Origin of the sequence: Mesorhizobium sp. CA6 (assembly GCF_020165035.1) — a bacterium.
In the GTDB taxonomy this organism is placed as follows: domain Bacteria; phylum Pseudomonadota; class Alphaproteobacteria; order Rhizobiales; family Rhizobiaceae; genus Mesorhizobium.
This window is the reverse complement of record NZ_JAIUHI010000007.1, coordinates 245249-257934: the sequence shown is the minus strand read 5'-3', so window position 1 is coordinate 257934 and position 12686 is coordinate 245249. Positions and strand designations below refer to the sequence as shown.

Below are 12686 nucleotides of genomic sequence, written 5' to 3'. Positions count from 1 at the left end.
CGGCACAGTTCGATTGTGCCGAAGAGAGAACGACCGCGACAGTCTTCAAGACTATGGTAAGCGCTTCATGAAGGTCGCGTTTCCAAGGCATTTTCGTTTACCGCCGGTTCACCTTCAGATTTGCCGAAAGTCAGCAAAAACAACGGATTAACCTCTTGTTAATCGCGTTACGGCGGCTTCTGGCCGAAATCCTGCAACGCCTCTGCCGAGCGGCACGGTGCCGCGGACAGTGGAGGCGGAAGGGATGCGGCAGTTCAGAGGTGTCGTTCGTGGGGTGGACGGCTTTGCCCGCAACCGCGAAGGCAATTTCGCGGTACTGTTCGGAGCTGCCGCATCGGTCCTCGCGCTGGGGGTGGGATTCGCGGTCAACATCTCGCAACTCTACAATGCGAGATCGAGCCTGCAGGGCGTCGTCGACGCCGCCGTGACCTCGACGGCCCGCGATCTCACCCTCGGCGTCATCACGGAAACCGATGCCAACAAAACGGTGCAGGCGTTTCTCGACGCCAACAGCACGGCCGGCATCCTGCAGGCCAACCAGATCGTGCTCGACAGGCTCACGGTCAACAGGACGGCCAACACCGTACAGGCGGATGCGCATGTCGATGTCGGCCTCTATTTTCCGCTGTTCAGCACCAGCACCATGCGCCGCGTGACTGCCTCGACCTCGGCGCTCTATTCCGACAAGACCGTTGAGGTGGCGATGATGCTCGACGTCACCGGTTCCATGGCGGGCCAGAAGATCAAGGACCTGAGGACGGCGGCGAGCAACGCGGTCAATTCCTTCCTTACCGGCCAGAACGCCGCCAATCCTCGGGTGCGGGTGGCGATTGTGCCTTATGCGAATTCCGTCAATGCCGGATCGCTTGCCGCAGGTTCGGTCTTCGTCGAGACCAAGGCCAGCGAGCGCAAGCAGGCGCCGGGCAATGACGATCCGCAGTATGTTTCGGCATCGACGCGGCCGGACAATTGCGCGACCGAGCGCAAAGGCGCCTATCAATATTCGGATGCTGGCCCCGAGGTCAGCATGGTCAACCGCGATCTCTTTTTGTCCGACTTCGCCAGGCAGAGCCGCACTCGGGCCTGTCCCCTCGCGACAATTCAGCCGCTGACCACGGATGCCTCGGCTCTGAACAACGTGATCAAAGACCTCGATGCCTCCGGCGGCACGGCGGGCCATATCGGCGTGCAGTGGGCCTGGTACATGCTGTCGGAAAACTGGGGCGGGGTGATGAAGGCCTCGGAGCGGCCGGCGAAGATGGATCCGAAGAAGGTGGCGAAATACGCGATCCTGATGACGGATGGCGAATTTAACCTGTCCTATTTCGACGCCAACGACCCGGATCAGGTCTACAACGATGCCGGCAAGGTACAGACACGCACCGCCGCGACGACACTGTGCGCGGCGATGCAAGACCAGGGCATCGAGATATTCACCATCGGCTTTGCGCTCACCGAGAAAAACGCCAAGTCGACGCTGCAGGCCTGCGCCAGCCCGGATACCGGAAACACCAAACATTTCTATCAGGCGGCCAACGGCGCCGAGCTCGATCAGGCGTTTCAGGACATCGTGCGCAACATCGACAAGCTGACGGTAACCAGATAGCGGCCGCGAGAAAATCGCACAACGATGGCGTTCAAACGGAAAAGGCCGCCGCTTCTTGACGAAGCCGGCGGCCTTCCGTGTTTCCGTCCATGACGCGGCTTCCGGCGGCAACCCCATCGGGCTACCTGCCGCGCGTCTCGCGCCTTAACGGGAAGACTGCTTCCCGAAAGTGCAATCCGCTGAGCTCACGTTATGGAAAACGAAATCACTCGACATCGGATCACCTCCTTTCAGTTCGTTGAACACACACAGATGATGGGGTGCGTCGCGGCAAATGGCAAGGTGCCGCAACGGAATGGCAGGTGGGAAATCCCTGCCCGCGGTGTTTTTGGGCAACAGATCGGGATTGCGCTGGGCAGGCCAGTTGGATGACAGTGGCGCCCGGGAGGGCCCGCATTCGACGCATCGGGAGGTGAGAATGGACGCCGCCGACAAAGCCGCGCGGATCGCACGAACGGTCGTCGAGACGCTGAAACCAGGTTTCGCGGTCAAGCTCTGGACCGGCGAGCGCATCGGTCCCGCCGGCGGTCCGGTGCTCACCATCAACGACCAGGATATCGTCTGGCAATTGCTTCGCCGGCCGCGCTTCTCGACGCTGGTCGAGATGTGGATTTCCAAGACCATCGACATCGAAGACGGCACGCTGTTCGATTTCTACGCGCTGCCTTCGCAAGGCAAGCTCAAGACGAAGCTCAGATCGCTGCCGAAGCTGGCGATTTTGCGCGACCTGCCGGCGGTGCTTTTCTCGCGCAAACAAATGACGGCGCGCAGCGATCTTTCCGGCCGCAACCCTTATGTCAGCGGGTCGAACAAGGAGGCGATCCAGCACCATTACGACATTTCGAACGCCTTCTATCGGCTCTTCCTCGACGAGCGCATGGTCTACAGCTGCGGTTATTTCAGGGATTTCGCCAACGGCATCGATCAGGCGCAGATCGACAAGCTCGACCATATCTGCCGCAAGCTCAGGCTCAAGCCGGGCGAAACGTTGCTCGACATCGGCTGCGGCTGGGGCGCGATGCTGATCCATGCGGCGAAGCATTACGGCGTCGTCGGTCACGGCGTCTCGCTGTCGCAAGCCCAGACCGAGCTTGCCCGCGAGCGCATTCGCGCCGAGGGGCTGCAGGATCGCATCACCATCGAGATAAAGTCCTATGCCGAGCTCTCCGGCAGCTTCGACAAGATCTCGTCGATCGGTATGTTTGAGCATTTGGGGATCGCCAACCACGCTGCCTATTTCTCGACTGTCCACCGCCTGCTGAAACCCGGCGGCATCTATCTGCATCATGCCATCACCCGGCGCAGCAAGGGCGACCTGAAGAAGACCCTGCGCAAGGGGCCGGAATACAAGGCCCTGATCAAATACATCTTTCCCGGCGGCGAGCTCGACACGATCGGCATGACGCTCGGCAATCTCGAGGCGCACGGCTTCCTGGTCTATGACGTGGAAAACCTGCGCGAGCATTATGCGCAAACCTGCCGCCTGTGGGCGGAGCGCCTCAGTGCACGCTTCGACGAGGCGGTCGCCGAGGTCGGCGAGCCCAAGGCGCGGCTGTGGCTGCTCTATCTGACGGGTTGCTCGATCACCTTCGAGCGCGCCTCGGCGCAGATTTTCCAGACCGTCGCCACCAGGCGCGCCCGCGGCCCGAGCGGCCTGCCGCCGACACGGGCGGATTTGTACCGGTAGACCCGACCCGCTTCAGTCCATCAAGCGCATCGGCGCGCCGAGCTCGATCCGTGCCGGCCGGTCGACCGTGCAGTAGACGCCGAGATTATGGGCGTTGTGGCGCACCAAATTGCGCAGGATGCCGGGATCGGTGTCGAAACCGTCCTGGGCGATGATGGTGAAGCCGCAGCGGCGGCACGGTTCGGAGACGGTGAGCAGCAGATCGCCGACCGCGAGCTTCCTGCCGATCCATTGCGTCTCCGGAAAGGCGCCTTCGACCGGGTCCATCTCGACGACGATGTTGGGCCGGAAGCGGCGCGGATCGGGCACGCCTTCGGGATGCAGCGCCTTCAGTCTGGCCAGCGAGGCGGTGGTGAGCAGATGGATCGGCGCCTTGGCATAGCGGGCCTCGGTCAACGGGCCGGTGTAGCCGGGCGCCGCGTTCTCCGCGCCGAACGGCCGGATCGAGGCCTCGAAGCCGAGAAAGGCCGATACCGTGCGGTCGCTTTCAGGATCCGGCGCCGGCAGCCATTCGCCGCCGGGCACCGCCACTTCGAGCCGCCATTCCTTGTTCACCGGGACCTCGCTCAACCGGGTGCGGATCAGCGGCACCTTGTGCCACTTGGCCTCGCGGTCGGGCCTGGCGATCTCGCCGTCGGAAGCGTCGACCAGTCCGAACAGCCGGTCGCCGTCGACGGTCCTCAGCCCGACGGAGATGGCATCGCGCCGCTCGCCGGCGAGCGAACTCGCCGGATAGCGCCAGAGCTGGCTGACGGTGCCGAGGATTGCCTCGCCGGTCATCAGCCCTTCTTGTTCTGCCGGTTGGCGACGAGATCGTCGACCACGGCCGGATCGGCGAGCGTCGAGGTGTCGCCGAGTGCGCCGAAATCGTCCTCGGCGATCTTGCGCAGGATGCGCCGCATGATCTTGCCCGAACGGGTTTTCGGCAGGCCAGGCGCGAACTGGATCTTGTCGGGCGTGGCGATGGCGCCGATCTCCTTGCGGACATGCGCGACCAGCTCCTTGCGCAATTCCTCGCTCGATTGGGTGCCGGCCATCAGCGTGACATAGCAGTAGATGCCCTGGCCCTTGATGTCGTGCGGGTAGCCGACGACGGCGGCTTCCGACACCTTGTCATGGCTGACCAGCGCCGATTCCACCTCGGCCGTGCCCATGCGGTGGCCGGAAACGTTGATGACGTCGTCGACCCGGCCGGTGATCCAGTAATAGCCGTCGGCGTCGCGCCGGCAGCCGTCGCCGGTGAAATATTTGCCCTTGTAGGTCGAGAAATAGGTCTGCACGAAGCGGTCGTGGTCGCCATAGACGGTGCGCATCTGGCCCGGCCAGGAATCGGCGATGCAGAGATTGCCGTCGGTGGCGCCGTCCAGCACCTTGCCTTCGCCGTCGACCAGCTGCGGCTGGACGCCGAAGAAGGGCCGCGTGGCGGAACCCGCCTTGAGGTCGGTGGCGCCGGGCAGCGGCGTGATCATGATGCCGCCGGTCTCGGTCTGCCACCAGGTGTCAACGATCGGCACCTTGGCGTTGCCGACGACGTTGTAATACCACTCCCAGGCTTCCGGATTGATCGGTTCGCCGACCGAACCCAGCACGCGCAGCGACTTGCGCGAGGTCTTCTTCACATGGCTGTCGCCGGCGCCCATCAGCGCACGCAGCGCCGTCGGCGCGGTGTAAAAGATGTTGACCTGGTGCTTGTCGATCACCTCCCAAAAGCGCGACTGCGAGGGATAGTTCGGCACGCCCTCGAACATCAGCGTCGTGGCGCCATTGGCCAAAGGCCCGTAGACGATGTAGCTGTGGCCGGTGACCCAGCCGACATCGGCCGTGCACCAGTAGATGTCGCCATCATGGTAATCGAAGACATATTGGTGCGTCATCGAGACATAGACGAGATAGCCGGCGGTGGTGTGCAGCACGCCCTTCGGCTTGCCGGTCGAGCCGGAGGTGTAGAGGATGAAAAGCGGGTCTTCCGCCTTCATCTTTTCCGGCTTGCAGTCGGCCTTAACGGTCTGCGCCTCTTCATGGTACCAGACGTCGCGTCCCGGCACCCAGCCGGTCTTGCCGCCGGTGCGGCGCACCACCACGACCTTTTCGACCTTGGTGCCGGCCTTGGCGGCGATGTCGATCGCCTTGTCGGTGTTGTCCTTGAGCGGGATCGGCTTGCCGCCGCGCAGGCCCTCGTCAGCGGTGATCACGATGGTCGATTTACAGTCGTCGATACGGCCGGCCAGCGCATCGGGCGAGAAGCCGCCGAACACGACCGAATGGATCGCGCCGACACGCGTGCAGGCGAGCATGGCATAGGCCGCTTCCGGAATCATCGGCATGTAGATGGTGACGCGGTCGCCCTTCTTGACGCCATGCTTCTTCAGCACGTTGGCGAAGCGGCAGACATGCGCGTAGAGCTCATTATAGGTGACCTTGCGGTCGTCATAGGGGTTGTCGCCTTCCCAGATGATGGCGGTCTGGTCGCCGCGCTTCTTCAAATGCCGGTCGATGCAATTGTAGGAAACGTTGGTCTGGCCGTCCTCGAACCACTTGATCGAGACCTTGCCGTCGAAGGAGGTGTTCTTGACCTTGGTGAAAGGCTTGAACCAATCGATGCGCTTGCCGTGCTTGCCCCAGAACTTATCCGGATTTTTCACGCTGTCGGCATACCATTTGAGATAGGTGTCGTTGTCGATCAACGCGTTCTTCTTCCACGCCGGCTGGACGCGGTGGACATGCACATCGGACATTTCTTTGCTTTCCTCCCAAACCATCCACCGGCTTGCGCCGCCGGCGCCATCGCGGCGAAGCGGCCGCGAATTCGCGGGCATTATTAACAGTTCCGCGGTGACGGCAACATTAGACGTTGGATTCGCGTGGCGGGATGACGCAGGGGCAATTGGACCAGCCATTAGCACTCTCGCTTCGCGGCTGCTAACCGCCTGTTTTAACGACAAAAATTTTGCAGAGTCTCGAAGAAATCCATAGACAGTTAAGCAACCGTGGGCACAATTCAGCGTTGGGAGGAAGGAGAATCAACCAAGGAAACGCAATGCGCGACAATTCCGAAATGGATCTGATGCTCAGGGGATACGGGCTGACTACGGCTAAGATCCTTTATCATTACCCCGATCACCCGCACCTGCTGCAAAGCTATGTCTGGCAGGACTATGACCTAGCTCCGGAATTCCCGGTGCTGATCCGCTTCATCGAGTTCTGGAAGACCAAGCTCGACGGCCCGCTGCATTCGGTCACCTACACGCATCAGAAGCTGATCGCGCCGAACGAGTGGCGGAAGGTGGATGGGGAGTTTCGGGTGCACTGAGGCGGCGGTACAGCTGATCTCCCCCGCAAGGGGGAGATTGGCAGTTTCAGCGCTGGCTTCACACCGCCGGCGGGTTCAACCGGGCGAAGCCTTCCTGGCGGCGATAGGGGAAGTACGGGTAAGGCGCCGTCACCGCGCTTGCTTCATCGAGCGCCGCGATCTGCTCCGCCGTCAACGCCCAGCCGACGGCGCCGAGATTCTGGCGCAGCTGCTCCTCGTTGCGCGCGCCGATGATCACCGATGCTACGGTCGGCCGCTGCAGGAGCCAGTTGATGGCGACCTGCGGCACGGTCTTGCCGGCCTCGGCGGCGACCGCTTCCAGCGCATCGATCACCTTGAAAAGCTGCTCGTCCTCGACCGGCGGGCCGAAATCGGCGGTGCCGTGCAGCCGGCTCTTCTCCGGCAAGGGTTTTCCGCGGCGGATCTTGCCGGTGAGCCGGCCCCAGCCGAGCGGGCTCCATACCAAGGCGCCGACGCCCTGGTCGAGGCCGAGCGGCATCAGCTCCCATTCATAGTCGCGCCCGACCAGCGAATAATAAACCTGATGCGCGACATAGCGCGGATAGCCGTGCTTTTCCGCCAGGCCGAGCGATTTCATCACCTGCCAGCCGGAGAAATTGGAGACGCCGACATAGCGCAGCTTGCCGGAGCGCACGAGGTGATCCAGCGTCGACAGCACCTCCTCGATCGGCGTCGAGGCGTCGAAGGCGTGGAGCTGAAGCAAGTCGATATAATCGGTGCCGAGGCGCTTCAGCGCCGCGTCGACGGAGCGAATCAGGCGCGAGCGGGACGAGCCCCAGTCGGCCGGGCCATCGCCCATCGGCAGGGACGTCTTGGTCGAGATCAGCACCGCGTCGCGGCGGCCCTTGATGGCCTCGCCCAGCACCTCCTCCGAAGCGCCGTTCGAATAGACATCAGCCGTGTCGAAGAGGTTGACGCCCGCCTCCAGGCAGATGTCGACCAGGCGGCGCGCTTCCTTCGCGTCGCTGTTGCCCCAATGGCCGAACAGCGGGCCGGAGCCACCAAAAGTTCCGGCGCCGAAGGAAAGGGCGGGCACTTTCAGGCCGGAGGCGCCGAGAGGTCGATAATCCATGTTTTTTCTCCTGATTGGATGTCGAAGGGAGTCAGCGCTCAGCACTGCGCGGTGACCGGCCTGCCGATCGCCCGGCCGCGTTCGAGACGCAGCGCCATGAACACGACGCCGAGCGCGGCGAGCGGCACTAAGCCGGCCACAAGGGGGACGGCGCCGAGGCCGGGGCCGTGGTCGATGACGAAGCCGCCAAGCCAGGCGCCGATGGCGTTGCCGAGATTGAAGGCGGCGATGTTGAAGGAGGAGGCCAGGCCCTGGCCGGCGCCCTCGGCCTTCTCCAGCACCCACATCTGCAGCGGCGCGACGGTGGCGAAGGCGGCGGCACCGAGCAGACCGACGGCGACAATCGCTGCCACCGGCTGGTGGATCGCCGCGGCCATGACGAACAGCATCGCCGAAAGTGCGACCAGCGTGCCGATAACCGTCGGCACCAGATGGCGGTCGGCAAGGCGCCCGCCAAGCAGATTGCCCGCCACCAGGCCACCGCCGAAAACCAGCAGGATCGGCGACACGGCTGCCTCGGAAAAGCCGGTGACGCGGGTGAGGATGGGCGCCAGATAGGTGAAGGCCGCAAAGACGCCGACCCAACTCAGCACCGTGGTCAACAAGCCGAGCAGCACCGGCCGGCGGCCGAGCACGGCGAGCGTGCCTTCGGAGGTCTCCTCTTCCTCCGTGGCGGTAGGCTCGTCGCGCGGCACCAGCAGCGCGATCACGGCAAAGGCGATGACGCCGATAAGCGTGACGGCCAGGAAGCTCGAACGCCAGCCATAGGCTTGGCCAAGCCAGGTGCCGAAGGGCACGCCGAGGATGTTGGCGACGGTAAGGCCGGTGAACATCAGCGCGATGGCCGAGGCCTTACGGTTGGGCGCGACAAGGCTGGTGGCCACGACGGAGCCGATACCGAAGAAGGAGGCATGGGCGAAGGCGGTGAGCACACGGGCCGCCATCAGCGTCCAGTAGTCGGGCGCCAGCGCGCAAGCGAGGTTGCCGACGGTGAAGACCACCATCAGGGCAAGCAGCAGGGTCTTGCGCGGCAGGCGTCCGGTCAAGGCGCCAAGCAGCGGCGCGCCGACGACGACGCCCAGCGCATAGCCGGAGATGAGCAGGCCCGCGGCCGAGATCGAGACGCCGAGATCGGCGCTGACATCGAGCAGCAGGCCCATGATGACGAATTCGGTGACGCCGATGCCGAAGGCGCCGGCGGTGAGGGCATAAAGAGCAAGAGGCATTGGCGATGGTCCATTTGGTGCTGAAGGACGCTCAGGCCCGCGCCCCGACACGCAAGATCGTGATCCGCCAAGCTGTGAACCAGCCTTGCATCGGGCATATTTTCTGTGAAATAGATTCACGAATGGCGAGACCGGACATCAACCGCTCCGGCGAGGTCGAAGTGTTCGTCCGCGTCGTCGAGGCGGGCAGCTTCTCGGCCGCGGCGCGGGCGCTGCGCATGACGCCGTCGGCCGTGAGCAAGCTGATCGCGCGGCTGGAGGCGCGGCTTGGCGCGCGGCTGATCAGCCGCTCGACGCGCAAGCTGCAGCTGACGCCGGAAGGGGCTGCCTTCCATGGCAGCGGCCTGCGCATCCTCGCCGATCTCGACGCGGCCGAGCGCGAAGCGGCGGCGGGCGCGGCGCCGCGCGGCAGGCTGAGGGTCAACTCCTATGTGCCGTTCGGCCAGCACCGGCTGATGCCGCTCTTGCCGCGCTTCCTGGAAAATTATCCCGAGATTTTCGTCGAAGCCGTGCTGACCGACAGTGTCATCGACCTTCTGGAAGAGCGCGCCGATGTCGCCATCCGCGCCGGGCCGCTGCGCGAGTCACGCCTGGTTGCGCGCAAGCTCGGCCAGAGCCGGATGGTCCTGGTCGCGTCGCCTGCGTATCTTGCAGCGCGCGGCAGGCCACGCGCATTGTCCGACCTCGCTCGCCACAACATGCTGGCCTTCGGCTTCGCCAGGCACATAGAGGGCTGGCCGTTTGTCGATGCGACAGGCAAATCGATCATCATGCCGATTGTCGGAAACATGTCGCTGACCGACGGCGAAGCGATGCGGCGAACGACGCTGGCAGGGGCCGGCATAGCCCGGCTGGCGCGCTGGCATGTTGAACCCGATATCGCCGCTGGGCTGCTCGTGCCGTTGCTGGAAGAGTTCAATCCCGGCGACGAGGAGCCGACGCATGCCGTCTATGTCGGTCAGGGCAAGCATCTGCCGGCCCGCGTCCGAGCGTTCCTCGATTTTCTCGCGGAAAGCGTTCGTCTCTGAATGAGGAAAGAGCCGCGCGCCAATGGCACGCGGCTCCGACCTGTCTGCCCGAGCGGAATTACGCCTTCGGCACGAACGGCGCGGGACGCCGGCCGGCGCCTTGCCGCTCCAGCATCCAGCCGGGATACTCGGCAGGCAGCGCGCTCACCTCGTCGAGCCTGGCGAGGTCGTCGGCGTCGAGCTTCAAGCCGGTCGCGGCGAGGTTCTGCTCGAGCTGGTCCATGCGACTGGCGCCGATGAGGACGCTCATCACAAAAGGTTTGGCCAGCACATAGCCCAGCGCCACCGTGGCGACGCTGACATCGTGCTTTCCGGCGACCTCGCGCATGACCGCAACCGCCGCCCAGGCGCGGTCCTCATTGACCGGCGGGAAGTTGAAGGAAGCGCGGCGGCCTTCGCCATTGCCGGGCGCGCCGGGGCCGTATTTGCCGGAAAGCAGCCCGCCGGCCATCGGCGACCAGACCATCAGGCCAAGCTTTTCCTCGTTGATCAGCGGCACGATCTCGCGCTCGAGATCGCGGCCGGCGATCGAGTAGTAGGATTGGATAGTCTCGAAGCGGGCATAACCTTTGCGCTCCGCGATGCCCAGCGCCTTGGCGATACGCCAGGCCTGCCAGTTGGAGACGCCGACGTAACGGACCTTGCCGCTGGCGACGAGGTCGTCGAGCGCGCGCAACGTCTCGTCGATCGGCGTGACCGTGTCGGTGCCGTGCAGCTGGTATAGATCAATATGGTCGAGCTGCAGCCGCTTAAGGCTGCCGTCGACCGAATCCATGATGTGACCGCGCGAGGAGCCGCGCTCGTTCGGCCCGTTGCCCATGGCCCCATGCACTTTGGTGGCGATGATAACATCCGAACGTTTCACGCCGAGGTCCTTGAGCGACTGTCCCAGCAACTGCTCGGACTGGCCGAAGGAATAGACATCCGCCGTGTCGAAGAAATTGACGCCGGCGGCGATCGAGCGGCCGACGATCTCGTTGACGCCCTTCTGGTCGAGACTGGCGATCAGGCCCCATTGGGCATTCTCGCCGGCGGCGCCGAATGTCATGGTGCCGAGGCAGAGTTCGGAAACGAACAGGCCGGTGTTGCCGAGCTGATTATAACGCATGGTGAGATTCCCCGAGAAAGGAGTGAATATGCACCAAGCAAATAGGAACGGTCCGTTTCGTTTCAAGTTCTGGCGCAAGCGCGGTGGTCAACTTGATGTGAAGTTGCCAATCAGCGGATCTTGAAACGTCAGACTTCCCAAGGATTGACGACCGTCACGCCCATGCCTTCGAAGTCGGCCACGTTTCGAGTGACCAGGATCAGGTCGTGCACGAGGGCGGTTGCCGCAATGAGGGTGTCGGCGTTCCCTCGCGTACGTCCGGCCGTGGTACGGCCCCACGCGAGGGCGACCTCTTCCGTGATCGCCAGGATGCGGTCCGCATTGTCTCGGCGCAGTTCCCGCAGCCAGACGTCAAGCCGCGCTGCCCTGTCGGGGTCGGTCTTGCGCTGCTTGACGGTCCCACGTTCGATCTCACCAATGGTGATCACACTGAGACTGATCGAGGTCGGATCAACCGAAGCCAGCCAGGCGGTTGGTTTCGGCAGTCGCCTCTGCGCGTCTGAAACAACGTTCGTATCGAGCAGATACATCAGAGGTCGACGTCCCGGATCATCGTATCCGAGCGGCGGGTGATTTCCTTATGAAACTCATCGTCCCAGCCGGGGCCGGTCAGAAGATATTCAGCGAGCGATTTCTTCTTCCCGGCCAAGCGGTCGTAGTCCTCGGCGGACAGCACGACCGCAGCCCGTTCGCCGCGAAGCGTCACGGTCTGCGGCCCTTCTGTTCGCGCGCGCTGGACCACTTTTGAAAAATTGTTCTTCGCGTCCTGAAGATGCCAGTTCATCCGCAGCTCCTAGCTAGCTTGGCTAGATATAGCGTGGCGGCAGCGGATCATCAATCAACCCCACGGAAAGATAGCGGGTGACGGCGTCACCGGTTGCCGAAGATTGCCGACCCGACCCTGACGCTGGTCGCGCCGAAGGCGATGGCGGTCTCGTAATCGCCGGACATGCCCATCGAGAGCTTCGCGACACCGGCCTCGCGGGCGAGCTTTTCCAGCAGCGCGAAATGCGGGCCGGGGTTTTCATCGGCCGGCGGGATGCACATCAGGCCTTGGATGGCGAGACCGTGCATGTCGCGGCAGCGTTTGACGAAAGCGACCGCCTCGCGCGGCTCGATGCCGGCCTTTTGCGGCTCGGAGCCGGTGTTGACCTGGACATAGAGTTTCGGCGCCCGGCCCTGCCGCGCCATTTCTTTTGAAAGCTCGGCGGCGATCTTCTCACGGTCGACCGTCTCGATGATATCGAAAAGCGCCACCGCTTCCTTGACCTTGTTGGATTGCAGCGGGCCAATCAGGTGCAGCTCGATATCAGCGAATGCCGCCTTCAGCGCCGGCCATTTGCCTTGCGCTTCCTGCACGCGGTTCTCGCCGAACACGCGCTGGCCTGCCTCGATGACGGGGCGGATGTCCTCGGCCGCGAAGGTCTTCGACACCGCCACAAGCGTGACGGCGCCGGGCGCTCGCTTCGCCTCGCGCTCGGCGTTCGCGATCTTCGCCCTGACCGCGTGAAGCTGCTCTACGGCGTTCGTCATGCCACTATCCTGCCTATAGTTTTCATGGTCGGCCGGCTCGCCGCAGTTGACGGGTCCGGCAATCCATGGTGAACACCGCGACGACATTGTCTCGG

The 12686-nt window shown here is 63.6% G+C and carries 12 protein-coding genes; 4 read left to right on the top strand and 8 right to left on the bottom strand.

Going from position 1 to position 12686, the window contains the following annotated elements:
- Positions 1-244: 244 nt before the first annotated feature.
- Both LB526_RS13310 and LB526_RS13305 read left to right on the top strand, forming a co-directional pair.
- Entirely contained in the window at positions 245-1606 is a 1362-nt protein-coding gene (locus tag LB526_RS13310; RefSeq protein ID WP_224547323.1) for a pilus assembly protein, read from the top strand.
- A 418-nt stretch (positions 1607-2024) separates the two neighbouring features.
- On the top strand, positions 2025-3293 hold the full coding sequence (locus LB526_RS13305; protein WP_224547325.1) for an SAM-dependent methyltransferase: 1269 nt from the start codon (positions 2025-2027) through the stop codon (positions 3291-3293).
- A 12-nt stretch (positions 3294-3305) separates the two neighbouring features.
- Here LB526_RS13305 and LB526_RS13300 read toward each other — a convergent pair whose 3' ends face one another.
- Both LB526_RS13300 and acs read right to left on the bottom strand, forming a co-directional pair.
- Complete coding sequence (locus LB526_RS13300) at positions 3306-4073, bottom strand: MOSC domain-containing protein (RefSeq protein WP_224547327.1); 768 nt, start codon at positions 4071-4073, stop codon at positions 3306-3308.
- Complete coding sequence (gene acs / locus LB526_RS13295; RefSeq protein WP_224547329.1) at positions 4073-6028, bottom strand: acetate--CoA ligase; 1956 nt, start codon at positions 6026-6028, stop codon at positions 4073-4075. The genes LB526_RS13300 and acs overlap by 1 nt, the downstream gene beginning before the upstream one ends.
- Positions 6029-6330: 302 nt before the next feature.
- Here acs and LB526_RS13290 point away from each other — a divergent pair, with 302 nt between their 5' ends.
- A complete protein-coding gene (locus LB526_RS13290) occupies positions 6331-6603 on the top strand; it encodes an usg protein (protein ID WP_095769745.1) in 273 nt (90 codons plus the stop codon).
- 58 nt (positions 6604-6661) lie between these two features.
- Here LB526_RS13290 and LB526_RS13285 read toward each other — a convergent pair whose 3' ends face one another.
- Complete coding sequence (locus tag LB526_RS13285; protein ID WP_224528312.1) at positions 6662-7696, bottom strand: aldo/keto reductase; 1035 nt, start codon at positions 7694-7696, stop codon at positions 6662-6664.
- Between the two features lie 38 nt (positions 7697-7734).
- Positions 7735-8922 (bottom strand): MFS transporter, encoded by a 1188-nt coding sequence (locus tag LB526_RS13280; RefSeq protein ID WP_224528310.1) that lies wholly within the window; start codon positions 8920-8922, stop codon positions 7735-7737.
- Between the two features lie 122 nt (positions 8923-9044).
- Here LB526_RS13280 and LB526_RS13275 point away from each other — a divergent pair, with 122 nt between their 5' ends.
- Positions 9045-9950 (top strand): LysR family transcriptional regulator, encoded by a 906-nt coding sequence (locus tag LB526_RS13275; RefSeq protein WP_224528308.1) that lies wholly within the window; start codon positions 9045-9047, stop codon positions 9948-9950.
- 58 nt (positions 9951-10008) lie between these two features.
- Here the strand turns inward: LB526_RS13275 and LB526_RS13270 are convergent, their stop codons facing one another.
- From LB526_RS13270 to LB526_RS13255, 4 genes are all read right to left on the bottom strand, one after another.
- The gene (locus LB526_RS13270) at positions 10009-11058 is read right to left on the bottom strand and encodes an aldo/keto reductase (RefSeq protein ID WP_224528306.1); all 1050 of its coding nucleotides are present in this window, start codon (positions 11056-11058) and stop codon (positions 10009-10011) included.
- Between the two features lie 128 nt (positions 11059-11186).
- The gene (locus LB526_RS13265; protein ID WP_224528303.1) at positions 11187-11588 is read right to left on the bottom strand and encodes a type II toxin-antitoxin system VapC family toxin; all 402 of its coding nucleotides are present in this window, start codon (positions 11586-11588) and stop codon (positions 11187-11189) included.
- Entirely contained in the window at positions 11588-11842 is a 255-nt protein-coding gene (locus tag LB526_RS13260) for a type II toxin-antitoxin system Phd/YefM family antitoxin (protein ID WP_095769739.1), read from the bottom strand. Before LB526_RS13260 ends, LB526_RS13265 begins: the two co-directional genes overlap by 1 nt.
- Positions 11843-11928: 86 nt before the next feature.
- Entirely contained in the window at positions 11929-12591 is a 663-nt protein-coding gene (locus tag LB526_RS13255) for a YggS family pyridoxal phosphate-dependent enzyme (protein ID WP_224528302.1), read from the bottom strand.
- Positions 12592-12686 lie beyond the last annotated feature (95 nt).

What these genes read in the sequence shown, in the direction of transcription:
- LB526_RS13310 (WP_224547323.1), top strand. Translation starts at nt 245, where the DNA reads ATGCGGCAGTTCAGAGGTGTCGTTCGTGGGGTGGACGGCTTTGCCCGC.
- LB526_RS13305 (WP_224547325.1), top strand. Translation starts at nt 2,025, where the DNA reads ATGGACGCCGCCGACAAAGCCGCGCGGATCGCACGAACGGTCGTCGAG.
- LB526_RS13300 (WP_224547327.1), bottom strand. Translation starts at nt 4,073, where the DNA reads ATGACCGGCGAGGCAATCCTCGGCACCGTCAGCCAGCTCTGGCGCTAT.
- acs (WP_224547329.1), bottom strand. Translation starts at nt 6,028, where the DNA reads ATGTCCGATGTGCATGTCCACCGCGTCCAGCCGGCGTGGAAGAAGAAC.
- LB526_RS13290 (WP_095769745.1), top strand. Translation starts at nt 6,331, where the DNA reads ATGCGCGACAATTCCGAAATGGATCTGATGCTCAGGGGATACGGGCTG.
- LB526_RS13285 (WP_224528312.1), bottom strand. Translation starts at nt 7,696, where the DNA reads ATGGATTATCGACCTCTCGGCGCCTCCGGCCTGAAAGTGCCCGCCCTT.
- LB526_RS13280 (WP_224528310.1), bottom strand. Translation starts at nt 8,922, where the DNA reads ATGCCTCTTGCTCTTTATGCCCTCACCGCCGGCGCCTTCGGCATCGGC.
- LB526_RS13275 (WP_224528308.1), top strand. Translation starts at nt 9,045, where the DNA reads ATGGCGAGACCGGACATCAACCGCTCCGGCGAGGTCGAAGTGTTCGTC.
- LB526_RS13270 (WP_224528306.1), bottom strand. Translation starts at nt 11,058, where the DNA reads ATGCGTTATAATCAGCTCGGCAACACCGGCCTGTTCGTTTCCGAACTC.
- LB526_RS13265 (WP_224528303.1), bottom strand. Translation starts at nt 11,588, where the DNA reads ATGTATCTGCTCGATACGAACGTTGTTTCAGACGCGCAGAGGCGACTG.
- LB526_RS13260 (WP_095769739.1), bottom strand. Translation starts at nt 11,842, where the DNA reads ATGAACTGGCATCTTCAGGACGCGAAGAACAATTTTTCAAAAGTGGTC.
- LB526_RS13255 (WP_224528302.1), bottom strand. Translation starts at nt 12,591, where the DNA reads ATGACGAACGCCGTAGAGCAGCTTCACGCGGTCAGGGCGAAGATCGCG.